The following is a 15,786-nucleotide window of genomic DNA, read 5'->3' as shown; positions in this document are numbered from 1 at the left end:
CGTCGCCGGCGGGATGAACGCGCCGGTGTCGGCGGCGCGACGGCCCGACCGCGCTCCCGCCGGCTCACTCCTCGCGCGACCGGGCGAAGCGCGCGCCGAGGACGCCGACGCTCGTCGCTACGAGCAGTAGCTGCCAGCCCGCCCACACCAGCGGGAACACCCGTTCGACGTTCTCCGGTTCCGCGCCGGGCGACGGGTCGACCCCGGTCGAGTAGTGGAGGTTCTCGGTCGTGCGCACCTCGTCGGGCGTGAGGGTGACGAACGTCTGGAAGAAGCCGCGCCGGGTCGAGAGGCCGGCCCGACCGTTGAGCGTGTAAAACTGGTCGTGGAGCGGCCAGAACAGGTTCACGCCGTTGGCGACGTAGTCGAGGCCGACGCCGGCGACGGCGAAGCCGGCGAGCGCGACCCACGCGACCCCCGGCGCCGCCGTCCCCCACCGGTCGCGCAGCCACGACGACTCGCGCACCCGCGTGTCGTACACGAGGAAAGCGAGGGCGAGGAGGGGCACGAGCGCGTTGTGGCCGAGCGACCGGTGAGCCCCCGCGAGGAACGGCGAGACGAACGAGTCCAGATCCGGGAGCACCGCCGCCGCGAGGACGACCGCGACCGCGCGCCGGGAGAAGTCGCTCTCGCGCAACAGCGCCGCCGCGAGGAGCCCGGCGAGCGCGACGTGGACGAGCGTCGAGGGCACGGGCGGACGGAGGGACGGGGACGACATGGCCGTTTCGCCGGCCGGGGCGACCCCCGGTCGACGGCGGCGTCGCCCGCCGACACCCTTACACACGCCGTCGCCGACGACGAGGTATGAGTTCGGGCGAGGAACCCACCGAGGCGCGGGCGCGACTCGCCCGCCGGATCGCCGGCGAGATCACCCTCTCGGGCGACCCGGGGGCGACGCTGCGCAAGTGGCGCACCGACTTCGACGTCTCCCAGACCGAGTTGGCCGACCGAATGGACGTCTCCTCGTCGGTCGTCTCCGACTACGAGAGCGGGCGGCGGGAGTCGCCGGGCATCGGCCTCGTCTCGCGCGTCGTCGACGGCCTGCTCGACATCGACGAGTCGCGCGGGGGCGCCCGGATCCGGCAGTTCGCCCGCGTCGTGTCGGCCGGCTTCGAGTCCGACATCGTGCGCGACATCCGCGAGTACCCGACCGCGATCCCGACCGAGCGCGTGTACGAGGCGCTGGACGCCACCGAGATCACCCCCGGCGACCGCGACACCGTGAACGGCCACACCGTGATCAACTCCATCGAGGCGATCACGTCGCTGTCCTCCGAGGAGTTCTACCGCCTGTACGGCCAGTCGACCGACCGTGCGCTCGTGTTCACGGGCGTCACCCGCGGGGAGTCGCCGCTGGTGGCGCTCCGGGTGGTCACGCCGACGCCGAACGCCGTGGTCCTCCACGGGCTCGACGCCGACGCGCTGTGGGACCACGCCGCGGCGCTCGCGCAGGTGGACGGCTTCTCGCTCGCGGTGTCGACGACGGACCTGGACCCGGCGCTGGACAGACTGCGCTCCTTCTGACGCGGGCGCTACCGGGCGTCCTCGACGAACGCGACGATCCGCTCGGCGCCGACGAAGCCGTCGGCGATGCGGTCGACCTCGACGGGGTCGCCGTTCGCGCCCGCCTCGAACAGCGCGAGCGTCGGCACCGACCGGATGGCGTGCTCGCTCACGAGCGAGGGGTCGGTCCGCGGGTTCACCAGCAGGATCGGCACCCCGGCGGCGCGGGCGACGCTCCCGAGCACGGGCTCGATGCTCTGACACAGCGTACAGCCCGTCGTGTAGAAGTCGACGAGGACGAGGTCGTGGTCGGCGACCGCGGCGCGCAGTTCCTCGCGGAACGCGCGGGCGTCGACGTCGCGGGGCTTCGGTGTCGCCGCGGGGTCGCCGTCGGCGTCGGTCACGGCCGACTCGGAGGTGTCGCTCATGGGGGTCGATCGGCGCCGGCGGAGCAAAGGCGTTGCAGTCGTGTGTGCGACGGGCGCACCGCCGCGCCCGTGTGGGACCGACGGGGCGTTACTCGACGTAGTCGTACTTGCGCTCGCTCATCCGGCCCCAGCCGGTGAACACGAACTCGCCCTCGGGCTGGGTGAACTCCTCCAGTTCCACGTCCATGTCGTGGTTGTGGCGGTCGTGGACCTGCTCGTACTCGTCGTACGAGAGGTCGTAGCGGCGCTCGAGCTGTTCGTCGATCGTCAACGCCTCGACCTCCTCGCGCCAGCCGTCGGCGACGGTCTCGGCGTGGATCTCCGCCTGCGCGCCGGAGCCGTACGACGCCACGAGGAGCTTCTCGCCGGCGAGGTCGCGGTCGTTCGCGGCCGCGTGGCGCAGCGCGGAGGTGCGGGCGACGTGGACGGAGCCGGTGTACCAGTTGCCGACGCGCCGGGAGACGTTGAGGGTCGGCTCGATGGCGTCGGCGTACCACGACCGGTACTCCTCGGTCTCCTTCAGGTCGTCCATGTAGCCGCGGATGGCCTCCTCGTACGCCTCCCAGGAGTCGAAGTCGGCCTCGCGCGGCTGGCGGCCGATCCGCCCCTCGAGTGCGTCCTCGATCTCGGTGTCGCGGATCATGTGCCGGTAGCCGAGCAGGCCCGCCTTGCGGACCATCCCCGGGAACGGCGTGTGGAACGGGATGTACGCGAAGTCCTCGGGGTGGGTGTCCCACGCGACGGACTCGAAGTCCTCGAGCGCCTCGCGCATCCGTGCGAGGTACACCTGCATCGAGCGCTTCCCGTCGACGCTGGGGAACTGCTGGTTCGGCTTGAGGAAGTCCGTCTCGTCGGCGGAGCCGTACCCCTGCTCGGTCGACAGTTCGACGATCGAGGGGTCTTCCGAGATGAGCATCGCGACGGCGCCGGCGCCCTGCGTGGCCTCGCCGGGGTCGCCGCGGGCGTACAGCGCGGTGTCGGTCGCGATCACCAGCGCCGCGCGGCCGCGGTTGCGCCCCGCCTTGATCCAGTTGTACGCGTCGTCGATCGACTGCGTGCCGGCGACGCAGGCGAACTTGCGCTCGCCTTTGTTCGCGTGGTGGAAGTCGCCGTCGTACACCTGTTCGAGGCAGCCGGCGATGTACGTCGAGACGGGCTTGGAGTTGTCGAACGCCGACTCGGTCGCCACGTCGATGCGGCCGATGTCCTGCGGGTCGAGCCCCTTGCGGTCCATCAGGCGCTTGGCCGCGTTCGCGCCCATCGTGACGATGTCCTCGTAGGCGTCGGGGAACGAGGACGTCTCCAGTCCCAGCCCCTTCGTGTACTTCTCGGGGTCCTCGCCCTTCGCCGGCGCGAACGTCCCCGGGAGGTCCAGCTGGAGCTTCCCGGTCCAGATCTCGATCGCGTCGATGCCGACTGCTGTCATGGCCGGTTGTAGGCGAAACTGGGTTGTAGGTCTGTCGATGAGCGGTTACGTCGATCGTCGAATTCAGCTATCCGGGTGGCCCCCGACCGTTTCCGGGGTTGCCGCCACCTCCTCCACCTCCTCCACCTCCTCCACCGCCACCGCTTCCTTGACCCTGTACGTTGACGAAGTACGTGTCGGTCTCTTGATTGTCGTATTCGATGGTGATAATGAAGAATTCGCCGTTATTGGTGCTACCGTCGCCACTGAATACGACATCAACGTCGGTTTGCGTGTTATTTTGTAAGATGATTTCGGGCGAGAGTTGCTCAAACGGGCCCCCGATGACCAACGGCGGGTCCGAACTCTCAAGCCTCGCGCTATCGTACTCTCGGTTGTTTGAACTTGTTTCGAAGTAGAAATTTATTCTAGCGCCAGTGATGTTTGCGGTGGCACCCGTGTTGTTTAGGGTGAGGGTCACGGTGTTTCCGCTCGTCGATTCACCGATTAACCGAATGTCCCCAGATTCCGCGGGGTTGATCCCTTCTGCCCCACCGTCCCCCGCACTGGCTGCGCCCGCGTTCACTGTCACGGTCACGTTCGCTCCAAGTGGCTCGGCGGGGTCGACCAAGTTGTCCACGCCGAACTGCAACACCTCGTCGCCGACCACGCCCGGCGTGTACTCGAACGTCGCGCGACCGTCTTCGCCGGTGGCGAGCGTGTTGGCCGCGAACCCACCGGAACCGTCTGTGTCTGCCACGACCGTTGCCGCGTCGACGGGGTTCCCGTACTCGTCTCGCACCTCGACGACGACCTCGCGGGTGGTGCCGTTGCTCGCGGTCGTCGGCGCGCGCTCGACCGAGAGGTACGCCGGCTCCGGGTCCGCGACCGTGTCGCTTCGCTCCCCGACGCTCACCACGGCGACGCCGAGCGACGTACTCCGCGTGTCGTTCAGTTCGATCCGCACGGCGTCGGCGCCCGCGACGTCGGTCACGGCGTCGATGGCGGGGTTCTCCTCAACGTTCAACAGCTCCGCACCGGCCCACACGCTCGCCGGGCGCGTGGAGGGGACCGTGAGCTCCGCGCCGCCCGCGATCCGCTCGCGACGCGTGACGACGCTCACCGCCGACGGGTCGACCGACGCCGCGTCGACGCCGCTCGCCGAGAGGTTCCCCTCGACCACCACGAGCGTGACGCGGTCGCCGTCGACCAGCCGCTGGTCGGTGACGTTCAGCGTCGCGTTCGACGGGAAGCGGTTGAACACGACCCCCGACTCGTAGCGCGTCGTCGGCGCGTCGCGGTACTGGTTGTACCGGGGCTCGTACACGACGAACGCCGTGTCGAACTGGACGGTGCCGTCCCAGTAGTCGGCCGCCTCGTCGTCGGTCGTCCCGTCCGGCCGCAAGACGGTGACGTTCGAGAGGGAGACGTTGCGAGCGGATCGATCCGTGTACAGGCTCCCCCTCGCGGGGGGCGGGTTCACGAAGAGGGCCCGGCTGGGGTAGCGGGTGCCCAGTGCCACCGTCTGTGGGGCGGCCGAGCCGGTCCGCCCGGTGGCGCTGAGACTGTTGGCGACCTGAACCACGTCGGTCTGGACCTCCTGGTTGTGGAGGAACTCGACCTCGCGGTTCTGGTCGGGAACCACCGCGGCCTGGTAGGTGGAGAGCGCGACGATCAGGAACCCGAAGAGGATCACCGCTCCGATCTGCACCGTCACGGCGCGGTCGCGACCCCCGCCCGCGTCCCCCCGGTCGGTCATGCGGCGCAGTACCGGAGGACCGGTGATAAGCGTGCGGGGCCGCGCATCAGTTCGGAGGCCGCCACGCCGACGCCGTCACTCGTTCTCCTCGACGACCTCGGGGTCGGCCATCGCCGACTGGAGGGAGTCGAGGCCGTTGACCCACTCGGAGACGAGGCCGTAGTCGAGAGCCTCGACGGCCTCCATGGGCAGCTCCGCGCCGTCGATGATCAGCGTGCCCGCCTGCACGAGGTAGCCGAGCGCGGCGTCGACGTCGTCGTCGGCCTCCGCGGCGGCGGCCGCCTCGACGTACTCGCCGACGGTGCCCTCCTCGACCGCGCCGCCGAGCATGTACTCCTCGGCGGAGTAGAAGACGCACACGAGGCTCGTCTGCACGCCGTCGATCAGCATCGCCTTCTCCTCGCTGTCCATCTCGACGTCGTCCAACACGATCTCGCGGATCTCGGCGATCTCGTCGATCGCCTCCTCCTCGCCGAGCCGGTCGTCGTCGTACGCCGAGACGATCTTCGCCACGGCGATCGCGGTGTCGTCCTGAAGATTGAGCAGCAACCGCGCGGAGTCCTCGTTCTCCGGGTCGAGGTCTTCCTCCGCCACGCGGTCGAGCCAGTTCTGCCACCTGTCGGCGGTGTAGAACGTCTCCTCGGATTCGCTCATACCCACACCGTTTCGGCCTGTGTTGATATGCCTTTCTTCTCCCCGAACGGCCGGGTATCGCGCCGCTGTCGCTCGGTTTTCGGGCCGAGCGTGCGACCGCGACACACACGGATCGCGGCGGTCCCTGCCGGCACTCCCGGTCGCCGTCAGTCGGTCTCCGCCGACGGGTCGGTCGCCAGCGTCGCCTCGGTGTCGATGCCGTACACGGCCCGCGGCGTCTCTACGTGCGCGGTGCGCACCGCGGCCTCGTACCCCTCCGCCAACAGCCAGCGCACGCGCCGCGGCACCGTCTTCGGCCCCATCACCATCCCGGGCTTGTCGGGGTCGTCGACGAAGTCCGTCTCCATGAGGAACGGCTCGCCCGCCTCCGCGGCGCGCACGAGGCGGTCCTTCTCGCTCATCACGCTCGGGGTCGGGCCGGCGAGTCGGCCCGCCGCGTAGTGTTTCACCACCCGGGAGGGGTCCATCCCGGCGTCGCGCGCCCACCCAGCGAGGTCGGTGAGGTCCTCGCTGGCCTCGGTGTGCAGCTGGACCGCACACTCGAGGGCGGCGCCGTGTTCGAACGCGTGGCGCGTCACCGCGTTCGACGCCTCCCGGACGGCGTCCGTCACGTCGTAGTGCGGACGGCCGGACTTGAGCCCGAGCGCGCGTCCCTCCGCGACGAACTCGGCGGCGACGTCGAGCCCGGCGCGCATCAGCGCCCCGGCCTCGTCGGCGGTGTACCCCTCGTCGTCGACGAGTCGGGACACCAGCCCCGGGTGGACGCCGAGCACCGGCCACGCGCGGCCGCGGAGTCGGTCGGAGGCCGCACGTGCGGCCTCGACGGTCGTCTCGAACACCGGGCGGAACTCCTCGGGGTCCGAGGGGACCGGGCCGAGGTGCCACGAGGGCTTGTTGACGACGATCAGGTGGGTGCCGCCGAGGCGGGCGAAGTCGTCCACCGCGGCCATCCCGCGGCCGCGGTCGGGGTCGAGGTGGAGGTGGTCGTCCAGCACGGGCGTCCCGAGGTCCTCGCTCATGGCTCCGGGTTGGCGGGCGAAGCGAGAAAAGCCACCGACTCCCGGTACGCGGTCGCACCCCGGCCCGACGGACGGTCAGTACGGCGTCCGCCCGCTCCGGATCACGGCCGACTGGCCGTCCGGGCCCTCCCACACGAGGCGGACGGTGGTCCCCGGGTCGATGGGGTTGTCCTCGCCGAGAATCACGTCGTCGCCGCCCGTGAGGGGAAACCGGCTCCGCGAGACGTTGACCGACTGTCCGGTCTCGGCGACCAACGAGAGGTTGCCCGTGTTCTCCGTGGTGATCGTCTCGCCGCCGACGACCGTCGCCACCACCTCGTACTCCGCCCCCGAGGAGAGGTAGGTGAACTCCACCGACGTGGTCGGCGGACCGGGGCCGACCGTCCCCGAGACGCCCAACATCGCCGTCGCCAACACCGCCGCCAGCAACACCGTGATCGCGACCATCGTCACCGTGGCGATCACCGGCGTCACCGCTCTGTCCCGTCGTTCCGTGTCGTCCGTGGGTGTCGCTGCCATTGCTGTGACTGGATCGGGGTCCCCAGCGACCTCCCGACGTGTCGGACTCCCCCGGAGGACCGCTTAATCGCGTCGGCCGAGTTCTCGGCCGTGATAGCCCGACGGACGCGCCGCCCCGGGCGGCCGTCCGCAACACCTACACCACCCACCGCACTACCTCCGACAATGACCGACTGGACGGAGACGTACCGCCCGTCCTCGCTCTCGGAGCTCCGGGGCAACGACAAGGCGGTGAAGGGGGTCCGCGAGTGGGCCGACACGTGGGACGACCACCGCGAGGCGCTCGTCCTGCACGGCTCGCCGGGCGTCGGCAAGACCTCCGCGGCGCACGCGCTGGCGGCCGACATGGGCTGGGAGACGGTGGAGTTGAACGCCTCCGACCAGCGCACCGCCGACGTCATCGAGCGGTACGCCGGCCGCGCGGCGAACAACGCGACGCTGGGCGGCTCGGCCGGCGGCGACGACACCGGCGGGCGGCAACTCGTCATCCTCGACGAGGCGGACAACATCCACGGCAACTACGACCGCGGCGGCAAGAGCGCCGTCACGTCGCTCGTCAAGAGCGCCGGCCAGCCGGTGGTCCTCATCGCCAACCAGTACTACGACATGAGTCGCGGGCTGCGCAACGCGACGCGGGACATCGAGTTCCGCGACGTCGGCAAGCGCTCCATCGTCCCCGTCCTGCGCGACATCTGTCGCAAGGAGGGGATCGAGTTCGACGCCGACGCGCTCGACCGCATCGCCGAGCGCAACGACGGCGACCTCCGCGGCGCGGTCAACGACCTCCAGGCCGTCGCCGACGGGAAGGACCGCCTCACGCTGGAGGACGTGATCACCGGCGACCGCGACCGCTCGATGGACATCTTCCCGTTCCTCGACCTCGTCCTCAAGGAGGGCACCAGCGCGCGGGAGGCGTTGCAGTCGAGCTACGACGTCGACGAGACGCCCGACGACCTGACGAAGTGGATCGAGGACAACATGCTGAAGGTGTACGACACCGACGAGGCCGTCCGCGCGTACGACCACCTCGCCGATGCCGACGTGTGGCTCGGCCGGGTGTGGGCCTCCCAGAACTACTCGTACTGGCGCTACGCCGGCGACAACCTCTCGGCGGGCGTCGCCGCCGCCCGCGACGGGACGAAGGGCGGGTGGACGCGCTGGGGCCGCCCGCAGTTCTACCACTCGACCTCGAACACCTCCGACGACGTCGTCCGCGCCATCGCGGAACGCGGCGGCTTCTCGATGGACACCGCCCGCCGCGCGGTCCTCCCGTACCTCGCGGCGATGACGCACCACTGCAAGCCGCGCGAACTCACCGTCGAGATGGCCGCCGCCTACGAGTTCGAGGCGGAACACGTCTCCTTCGTCACGGGGTCGGGCGAGACGACGAACAAGGTGCAGTCCATCGTCGAGGACGCCGAGGAACGCCGCGCCGAACGGATGGAGGAACACTCCGGCGGCGCGTTCGCGGGCGTCGCACCCAGTACGGCGGCCGAGGCGAACGGCGGCGACGACGGAGGCGAGGACGACGGCGGCGACGATGGACAGGCGAGTCTCGCCGACGCCGGCGGGAGCGGCGACGCGGGGTCCGACGACGACGACGAAGCCGCCGACGACCGCGCCGCGGACCCCGACGAAGCCGAGGAGGACGACGGCCAGTCGGGGCTGTCGGACTTCATGTGATGGGCGGCGAGATCCCACCCGGATCACGGCGCACACACACCGACGCGACCGCCGACGCTCGGAGCAGGCGGACGCTGCTCCGACTCGCCGCCGCGACGGCGGTCGCGGCCACGGGTTCGACCCTCGCCGGCTGCATCGGTCGCGGCGGCGGGCCGCCCACGGTCGACGTGACCGTCGTCAACGACGCCGGCGACGCGGTGTCGTACGCGCTCGCCGTCTCCGACGCCGACACCGGCGCCGAGGTCGACTCGACCGAGGGGACGCTCGGGCGGGGCGCCGAAGCGACCCACGAGGTGACCCTCCCGGAGGCGGCCCGCTCGTACGAGTTCGCCGTGACGGTCGACGGCGAGACGTTTCGACGGAGTGTGTCCGGAAGCGGACTGTACTCGGTCGAGGCGGTCGTCGAGGCCGGCCCCGACGTCCGGTTCGTCGCGACCGCCGCCTGAACCCCGCGCTGCGGTAGCAATATGCCGCCGGCGGCCCTCGCCGGTCGCATGCGCGCTGCCGTCCTCCGCGAGTACGGGGAGCCCCTCGACGTGACCGACGTCGCCGAACCGGACCCGGAACCCCACGGGGTCGTCGTCGACGTGGAGGCGTGCGGCATCTGTCGCTCCGACTGGCACGCGTGGCAGGGCCACGGCGAGTGGGCCGACGACCGGGTGCCGACCGACTTCGTCCTCGGGCACGAGCCCGCGGGCACGGTCGTCGCCGTCGGCGACCGCGTGCGCTCCGTCACCGAGGGCGACCGCGTCGCCGTCCCGTTCAACCTCGGCTGCGGCGCCTGCTCGGAGTGTCTGAGCGGACACGGCAACACCTGTCTCGACGGCCGCGCGCTCGGGTTCGAGCGCGCCGCGCCCGGCGCGTTCGCCGAGCGCGTCCACCTCCCGTACGCCGACTACAACGCGATGCGGCTCCCCGAGGGCGTCGCCGCCCGCGACGTGGCCGCGCTCGGCTGTCGGTTCATGACCGCGTACCACGCGCTCGAGCACCGCGCGGTCGTCGGCGCCGGCGAGTGGGTCGCCGTCCACGGCTGCGGCGGCGTCGGCCTCTCGGCGGTCCACGTGGCCGACGCGCTCGGCGCCCGTGTGATCGCGGTCGACGTCGACGACGGGGCGCTGGAGCGGGCGAGCGCGGCGGGCGCGGACGAGACGGTGAACGGCCGCGAAATGGTCGTTCCTGACGCCATCGAAGCGATCACGGGTCGCGGCGCACACGTCTCGCTCGACGCGCTCGGGCGTGCCGAGACGTGTCGCAACTCGGTCGATTGCCTCCGCGAGCGCGGCACGCACGTGCAGGTCGGACTGACGACGGACGCCGAGAAGGGTGAGGTGTCGTTGCCGACGGACGCGATGACGCGGTGGGAGGTGGACTTCCTCGGGTCGCGCGGAATGCCGCCGACGCGCTACGACGAGTTGTTGGGGCTGTTGGAGGCTGGGGATCTGGATCCGGGAGTGCTGGTCGGGCGGGAGGTCGGCCTCGACGAGGTGCCCGAGCGGCTCGCGGCGATGACGACCTACGACACCGAGGGCGTCGAAGTGCTGACGTTCTGATCGACGGTTGGAGAGCGTCTTACTGGCAGTTCCCGGTAGAGATGGCAACCTGATCGACGTCCGGATCGCCGTAGCGTCCGACCTTCACGGAAACGTCGATGCAACCCTCACGGCCCGCGAATTCGAATCGACCGTCGCCAGACGACCATTTGTCGCCAACCCACGCGCGAAGCGTTCCAGAGGACGGCGATTCGGGAACTGAATCGACAGTCACACCAGAGGGGTCACGTGGGTCGCCCGCAGCGAGGGAAACGGCCTCCTCGTACGCAGTCGTCCCGTCACTGCGTTGTATTGCGAGGTGCAGCGTCCGCGGCTCCGCTTGGAAGTTGAGCGCGGTGACGGCACCCACTTGTGGAGTTGTCGGCGCGTTCGACCCGGACAGACAGCCCGACGCGCCAACGGCCGCGACGAGGCAACTGCCAAGGAGACTCCGACGAGTGAACCGCATTGGTTCACGGTTCACACGTTCGAACAAATGCTTTCTGTCCCGGTCCCCCGAGCCACCACCCGAGAATAGGGTGGTGTAGACGATCCTGCTACAGCAGCTTCGAGAGGAACCGCTGACCGCGCTCGGTCGTCGGCTGGTCGAAGAACTGCGCGGGCGGCGTCCGCTCGACGACCTCGCCGTCGGCCATCAGGGTGATCGTGTCGGCGACCTCGCGGGCGAACCCCATCTCGTGGGTGACGACCATCATCGTCATCCCCTCGTCGGCGAGGTCGCGCATGACCTCCAGCACCTCCCCGACCAACTCGGGGTCGAGCGCGCTCGTCACCTCGTCGAACAGCATCACCTCGGGGTCCATCGCCAGCGCGCGGGCGATGGCGACCCGCTGTTGCTGGCCGCCCGAGAGCTGACTCGGGTACGATCCGGTCTGTGCGCCGAGCCCGACCCGTTCGAGCAGGTCGCGAGCCTCGGCCTCGGCCTCGTCGCGCTTCACGCCCTTCACCTTGATCGGGGCGAGCGCGACGTTCTCCAGCGCCGTCTTGTGCGGGAAGAGGTTGAACGACTGGAACACCATCCCGATCCGCTGGCGGAGGCGGTTGATGTCCGCGTCCGGGTCGGTGAGCGGGACGCCGTCCAGCCGGATCTCGCCGGACTGGATCTCCTCCAACCGGTTCGTACAGCGCAGCAGCGTCGACTTCCCGGAGCCGGAGGGGCCGATGACGACGGCCACCTCCTGTTCGTCGACCTCCAGGTCGATGTCCTTCAGCACGTGCGTCTCGCCGAAGTACTTGTTCACCTGCTCGAACTCGAGGAGCGACATCAGTCGTCACCTCCGTGGGTCGCCGGGTCGGCGCGAGCCTCGAGCGTCCGGATCGTCTTGCCGAGCGGGATCGTGATCATCAGGTACGCGATCGCGACGAGGACGATGGGCGTCCACGCGTCGAACGTCGCGGAGTTGATCTGCCGGAACGCGGAGAGGAGCTCCGGGATCGCCAGCACCGTCAGCAGCGAGGTGTCCTTCACGAGGATCACCTGGTCGTTCCCGATCGCCGCCAGCGAGTTGCGCCACGCCTGCGGGAGGATGACCTCCCGCATCGACTGGATGTAGCTCATTCCCAGCGAGCGGGCGGCCTCCATCTGGCCGTCCGGGATCGACTCGATGCCGCCCCGGAGCGCCTCGCCGACGTACGCGGCGTGGTTGAGCGTCAGCCCGATGACCGCCGCGTAGTAGTTGAACCCCTGGATGGGGAACTGGCCCGGCGGCCACAGCTGGGGGATCCCCAGGTAGATGACGAACAGCTGGAACAGCAACGGCGTCCCGCGGAAGAACTCGATGTAGCTCTTCGCGATCGAACTCGTCACCCGCGTCTGGGAGACGCGCGCTAACCCGACGAGCACGCCCGCGATCACCGACAGCACGCTCGAGACCAGGACGATCCCGATGACGCGCAGGAACGCGAACGTGAACTGCGGGTAGACGATGTTCACCAGCAGCGCGTAGTCGACCTGGATGAACAGGATGTACGCGATGAAGGCGGCGACGCCGAGCGCGAACACCGTCGTCCCGACGACGCCGAGCCGTCGGAACGTCCGGTCGTTCAGCTGTTCGAGGAAGCCGCGGTCCCGCTCGGCCGCGCGCCCGGTGTCTGTCGCCATCGACGGTTACCCGGCGAAGTAGTCGCTGTAGATGTCGTCGTACGTGCCGTTCTCCTTGATCGTCGCGAGCGCGCCGTTGACCTCCTCGCGGAGGTCGTCGTCGTCCTGGCGGAACGCGATGCCGTAGTTCTCGACGGTGAGCGTGAGGTACGGCGGCGCCTCCTGCCCCGCCTCGCTGGCGGCGCCCTCGCCCTCGACGAAGCGGACCTGGCCGTCGCCCTCGCCGTTGACGAACTCGGCGCTGACGGTGTTGTCGTTGATCACGGCGTCGACCTGGTTGTTCAGCAGGGCGCTGAACGCGTCCGGGATCTGGTCGTACTCGTTGATCTCGAGGTCGCCGCCGAGCTCCTCTTTGAGCTCCTGGGCGGCGCCGGCACCGGTGGTGCCCTTCTGGACGCCGACGCGGACGCCGGCCATGTCCTCCTTCGAGGAGATGTCGGAGCCCTCGCGGACGACGATGGTCTGGTACGCCGTGAAGTACGGGTCCGAGAAGTCGACCTCCTCGGCACGTTCGTCGTTGATCGTCATCGCGGACATGATGACGCGGAAGTTCCCGTTGTTCAGCGACGGGATGATCGTGTCGAACGAGGTCTGGACGAACTCGTGCTCGTAGCCGAGTTGGTCGGTGAACACCGCCTGCGCGATGTCGACGTCGAAGCCGGTGAGCTCGCCGTCGGTCGTCTCGTACTCGAACGGCCGGTACGGGATGTCCGAACCGATGGTGATCGTCTCGCTGCCGCCACCGCCGCCGCCGAGGCAGCCGGTGAGCGCGAGGCCTGCGCCGGCCGCACCGGCGGACTTGATGTATGTACGTCTATCCATAGCAGTGTACCGTACTCCCGCCCGGCTATTTGTCCCCTTCGGTGGGTTGTAATGGGGTAAGAATTGCCGACCCGGGGACGGCGTCGGGACCGCGGTCGCGGCGGGTCAGTCGTCGGTCGAACCGTACACCGGCTGTTCGACCTCCGGTTCGACCCCCCGGAGCAGCCACGCCGCGCCCAGCGTCGACGCGACGGCGAGCGCGACCACGAGCCAGTTGACGAACTCGACGGCGGCGGAGTAGAACACGATGTCGCGGCCGAACACCATCCCCACGAACAGCAGGACCGCGGCCGCGCCCGTCGCCGCCCGCGGGACCACCTCGTCGAGCTCGCCGAGCCACAGCGTCGCCGCCAGCAGGCTCCCGAACGCCAGCAGCGCGACGGCGTAGAACAGCGCCTGCTCGGGCGGGCTGTACGAGGGGACGGGGTCGATGCGCGAGACCACCCACGCGACGAGCAGCGACGCGAGGGCGACGCCGACGGCGAGCCGACTGCGCGAGAGCGCGTCCCGCGAGAAGCGACCCTCGTACGCCGACAGCGTCGCGTACGACAGCAGCGCGAAGATGGAGAAGCCCGTCAGGAAGTGGGCGGCGTGGACCGGCGCGGAGTAGCCGCCCGGGAGCGCGCCGTTGAGCGTGACGGTGATCGCACCGAACACCGCCTGCATCGGGGTGAGGACGGTCGCGAGCGTCACCGCGTAGCGGGTCCGTCGCGCGAGCAGGTCGCGGTCGAGCCACGCCCACACCGCCCCGCCGAGGATGAAGAACCCGGTGATCATCGCCCACAGACGGTGGAACCACTCGATGAACGACGGGATCGACTGCGGGAGCACGCCGCCGTCGCACAGCGGCCACTGCTGTGCACACGCCAGTCCGGCGCCGGTCGCGGCGGTGTAGATGCCCAGCGAGATGAGCGTCAGCGCCATCCCGGTGGTGAACGCCGCGTACCGACGGAACGAGAGCCAGTCGGGTCCGCGTGACATTGCTCGCACGTCGGGGTCGGGGACACTTAGATAGCGCGGTTGACCAGTCTGATTACCGCGTCTACCGGCGTCCCATCAGGACGGTATTCTCGACTGTCGTTCTCGCCGATACGAGTCCTCCACCGAACGCGGACGCGCCCGGACTGCCCGCGACTCCGGGACCCGTCTCGACTCCTCGGTCGACGCGACGGACGATCCTGTCACCACGTTGCAGAGGCGGTACGCCGCCGGCGAGCTATCCGACGAGGAGTTCGACCGGCGACTGGAGACCGTGCTCGAAACCGACGCGGTCGCCCAATCACCGGACGGGGCGCAGCCCATCACCGGACCGGCGAACCGCGAGGTCGAACACGAGACGGCCGGTCGCTGATCGGTCGGATCCGGTGCCCGCCGCCGCTTACGGTTCCTCGGTGCCGCCGTCGCTCGCTCCGTCGCCCGCGGGCGTCCCGGTCCCACCCTCCTCGGTGCCGCCGTCGCTCTCACTCTCGTCGCCGTCGTCGGACTCCTCCTCGCCGTCGTCTTCCACGATGAACCCACTGATGGCCTCGAGGACCTCCTCCTGTGAGCTGGCGGGGTCGAACGCGTCGGGGAACGGCGAGTCGCCGTTCAGTTCGTTCAGGTACGCGGCGTGGCGCGCCTCCACACTGTGGATGGACAGCGCCGCCGCGAGCAGGTCGGGGTTCTCGATCGACGGCGCGGCGCCCGCGTACGCCGCGACACCGGTGTTCTCCAGCACCTGACCGAGCGCGAGGGCGTCGCCGACGCTCTCGACGCCGAAGTCGTACGACGCCGGCTGTGCCGGGTCGCCGCCCAGTTCCTCCACCGCGCCCGTGAGCACCTCGACGTGGGCCGACTCGTGTTCGCCCACGGTCTCCACGAACCCGTACGCGTCCTGCCTGGTCTCCTCGTCGAACGACTGGAGCGCCTCCGCGTCGACGAAGTCCGCCTCGTCGAACGTGTCGAGCACCTCGACGTAGAACGCGTCCTCGAGGTGTTCGAGCGCCAGTGCGTAGTTGAGCACGTCCACGTCGGCTCCCGCCTCGTCGGCGCCCGTTCCCTCCCCCTCGTCGTCGTCCTCCTGTGCGAGCGTGAGGCCGGTCCCGCCGCCGAACAACGCGAGCCCCCCGCCGGCCACCGCCGTCCGGGCCAGGAACCCCCGTCGCGAGGAACCGCCGCTGGCTGCCTTGATTCGGCTGCTGATCTGTTCTCTCCCCGTCATAGTCTCGTCGTTGTCGGTGTCGCTCATAGAACGCCGGGTGACTCCGGCACTACGACCGGCGTCCCGGGGTCGGATAGTTATGGATGTGACATGATTGAGTAGGATCACTCGTTCCGGAGTAAGTTAATCGTTCCTAGCCCTTC

The 15,786-nt window shown here is 69.8% G+C and carries 17 protein-coding genes; 5 read left to right on the top strand and 12 right to left on the bottom strand.

The annotated features are described in order from the left end of the window. Window positions 1-64: 64 nt before the first annotated feature. Window positions 65-691 carry a metal-dependent hydrolase gene (locus P0R35_RS06435; RefSeq protein WP_284014375.1) on the bottom strand — a complete coding sequence of 209 codons (627 nt, stop codon included), beginning with the start codon at window positions 689-691 and terminating at the stop codon, window positions 65-67. 113 nt (window positions 692-804) lie between these two features. On the opposite strand from P0R35_RS06435, the gene P0R35_RS06430 reads away from it, so the two are divergent. Further along, window positions 805-1,524, top strand: a complete 720-nt coding sequence (locus tag P0R35_RS06430; RefSeq protein WP_284014374.1) for a helix-turn-helix domain-containing protein — start codon at window positions 805-807, stop codon at window positions 1,522-1,524. Window positions 1,525-1,532: 8 nt separating this feature from the next. Here the strand turns inward: P0R35_RS06430 and P0R35_RS06425 are convergent, their stop codons facing one another. The 6 genes from P0R35_RS06425 to P0R35_RS06400 form a co-directional block, all read right to left on the bottom strand. Continuing rightward, window positions 1,533-1,931, bottom strand: a complete 399-nt coding sequence (locus P0R35_RS06425; protein WP_284014373.1) for a thioredoxin family protein — start codon at window positions 1,929-1,931, stop codon at window positions 1,533-1,535. Between the two features lie 88 nt (window positions 1,932-2,019). Then, a complete protein-coding gene (gene hmgB / locus P0R35_RS06420; protein WP_284014372.1) occupies window positions 2,020-3,357 on the bottom strand; it encodes a hydroxymethylglutaryl-CoA synthase in 1,338 nt (445 codons plus the stop codon). Between the two features lie 67 nt (window positions 3,358-3,424). Then, a complete protein-coding gene (locus P0R35_RS06415) occupies window positions 3,425-4,921 on the bottom strand; it encodes an Ig-like domain-containing protein (RefSeq protein ID WP_284014371.1) in 1,497 nt (498 codons plus the stop codon). Between the two features lie 249 nt (window positions 4,922-5,170). After that, window positions 5,171-5,749, bottom strand: coding sequence for a DUF2150 family protein (locus tag P0R35_RS06410; RefSeq protein ID WP_284014370.1), 579 nt, complete (start codon window positions 5,747-5,749; stop codon window positions 5,171-5,173). A 146-nt stretch (window positions 5,750-5,895) separates the two neighbouring features. After that, a complete protein-coding gene (locus P0R35_RS06405) occupies window positions 5,896-6,768 on the bottom strand; it encodes a TatD family hydrolase (protein ID WP_284014369.1) in 873 nt (290 codons plus the stop codon). A 75-nt stretch (window positions 6,769-6,843) separates the two neighbouring features. Beyond that, on the bottom strand, window positions 6,844-7,287 hold the full coding sequence (locus P0R35_RS06400; protein ID WP_284014368.1) for a type IV pilin domain-containing protein: 444 nt from the start codon (window positions 7,285-7,287) through the stop codon (window positions 6,844-6,846). Between the two features lie 165 nt (window positions 7,288-7,452). Between P0R35_RS06400 and P0R35_RS06395 the strand changes: the two genes are divergently transcribed. The 3 genes from P0R35_RS06395 to P0R35_RS06385 are packed head-to-tail and all read left to right on the top strand — an operon-like array spanning window position 7,453 to window position 10,520. After that, window positions 7,453-8,970 (top strand): replication factor C large subunit, encoded by a 1,518-nt coding sequence (locus P0R35_RS06395; protein ID WP_284014367.1) that lies wholly within the window; start codon window positions 7,453-7,455, stop codon window positions 8,968-8,970. Next, window positions 8,970-9,416: a hypothetical protein gene (locus P0R35_RS06390; RefSeq protein WP_284014366.1), complete on the top strand. Its 447-nt coding sequence runs from the start codon at window positions 8,970-8,972 to the stop codon at window positions 9,414-9,416. The genes P0R35_RS06395 and P0R35_RS06390 overlap by 1 nt, the downstream gene beginning before the upstream one ends. A 48-nt stretch (window positions 9,417-9,464) precedes the next feature. Further along, the gene (locus P0R35_RS06385; protein ID WP_284014365.1) at window positions 9,465-10,520 is read left to right on the top strand and encodes a zinc-dependent alcohol dehydrogenase family protein; all 1,056 of its coding nucleotides are present in this window, start codon (window positions 9,465-9,467) and stop codon (window positions 10,518-10,520) included. Window positions 10,521-11,056: 536 nt separating this feature from the next. On the opposite strand, the gene P0R35_RS06380 is transcribed toward P0R35_RS06385, so the two are convergent. The 4 genes from P0R35_RS06380 to P0R35_RS06365 form a co-directional block, all read right to left on the bottom strand. Next, window positions 11,057-11,785 (bottom strand): amino acid ABC transporter ATP-binding protein, encoded by a 729-nt coding sequence (locus P0R35_RS06380; protein WP_284014364.1) that lies wholly within the window; start codon window positions 11,783-11,785, stop codon window positions 11,057-11,059. Further along, complete coding sequence (locus P0R35_RS06375) at window positions 11,785-12,621, bottom strand: amino acid ABC transporter permease (protein WP_284014363.1); 837 nt, start codon at window positions 12,619-12,621, stop codon at window positions 11,785-11,787. Before P0R35_RS06375 ends, P0R35_RS06380 begins: the two co-directional genes overlap by 1 nt. A gap of 6 nt (window positions 12,622-12,627) precedes the next feature. Next, a complete protein-coding gene (locus P0R35_RS06370) occupies window positions 12,628-13,443 on the bottom strand; it encodes a basic amino acid ABC transporter substrate-binding protein (RefSeq protein WP_284014362.1) in 816 nt (271 codons plus the stop codon). Window positions 13,444-13,548: 105 nt separating this feature from the next. Next, the gene (locus tag P0R35_RS06365) at window positions 13,549-14,424 is read right to left on the bottom strand and encodes a COX15/CtaA family protein (RefSeq protein ID WP_284014361.1); all 876 of its coding nucleotides are present in this window, start codon (window positions 14,422-14,424) and stop codon (window positions 13,549-13,551) included. Window positions 14,425-14,632: 208 nt separating this feature from the next. On the opposite strand from P0R35_RS06365, the gene P0R35_RS06360 reads away from it, so the two are divergent. Continuing rightward, entirely contained in the window at window positions 14,633-14,794 is a 162-nt protein-coding gene (locus P0R35_RS06360; protein ID WP_284014360.1) for an SHOCT domain-containing protein, read from the top strand. A 27-nt stretch (window positions 14,795-14,821) separates the two neighbouring features. Here the strand turns inward: P0R35_RS06360 and P0R35_RS06355 are convergent, their stop codons facing one another. Further along, window positions 14,822-15,643 carry a ferritin-like domain-containing protein gene (locus P0R35_RS06355; protein ID WP_284014359.1) on the bottom strand — a complete coding sequence of 274 codons (822 nt, stop codon included), beginning with the start codon at window positions 15,641-15,643 and terminating at the stop codon, window positions 14,822-14,824. Window positions 15,644-15,786: the final 143 nt, after the last annotated feature.

The organism is Halobaculum litoreum, assembly GCF_030127125.1.
Classification (GTDB): domain Archaea; phylum Halobacteriota; class Halobacteria; order Halobacteriales; family Haloferacaceae; genus Halobaculum; species Halobaculum litoreum.
This window is presented reverse-complemented; position numbering and strand designations above follow the sequence as displayed.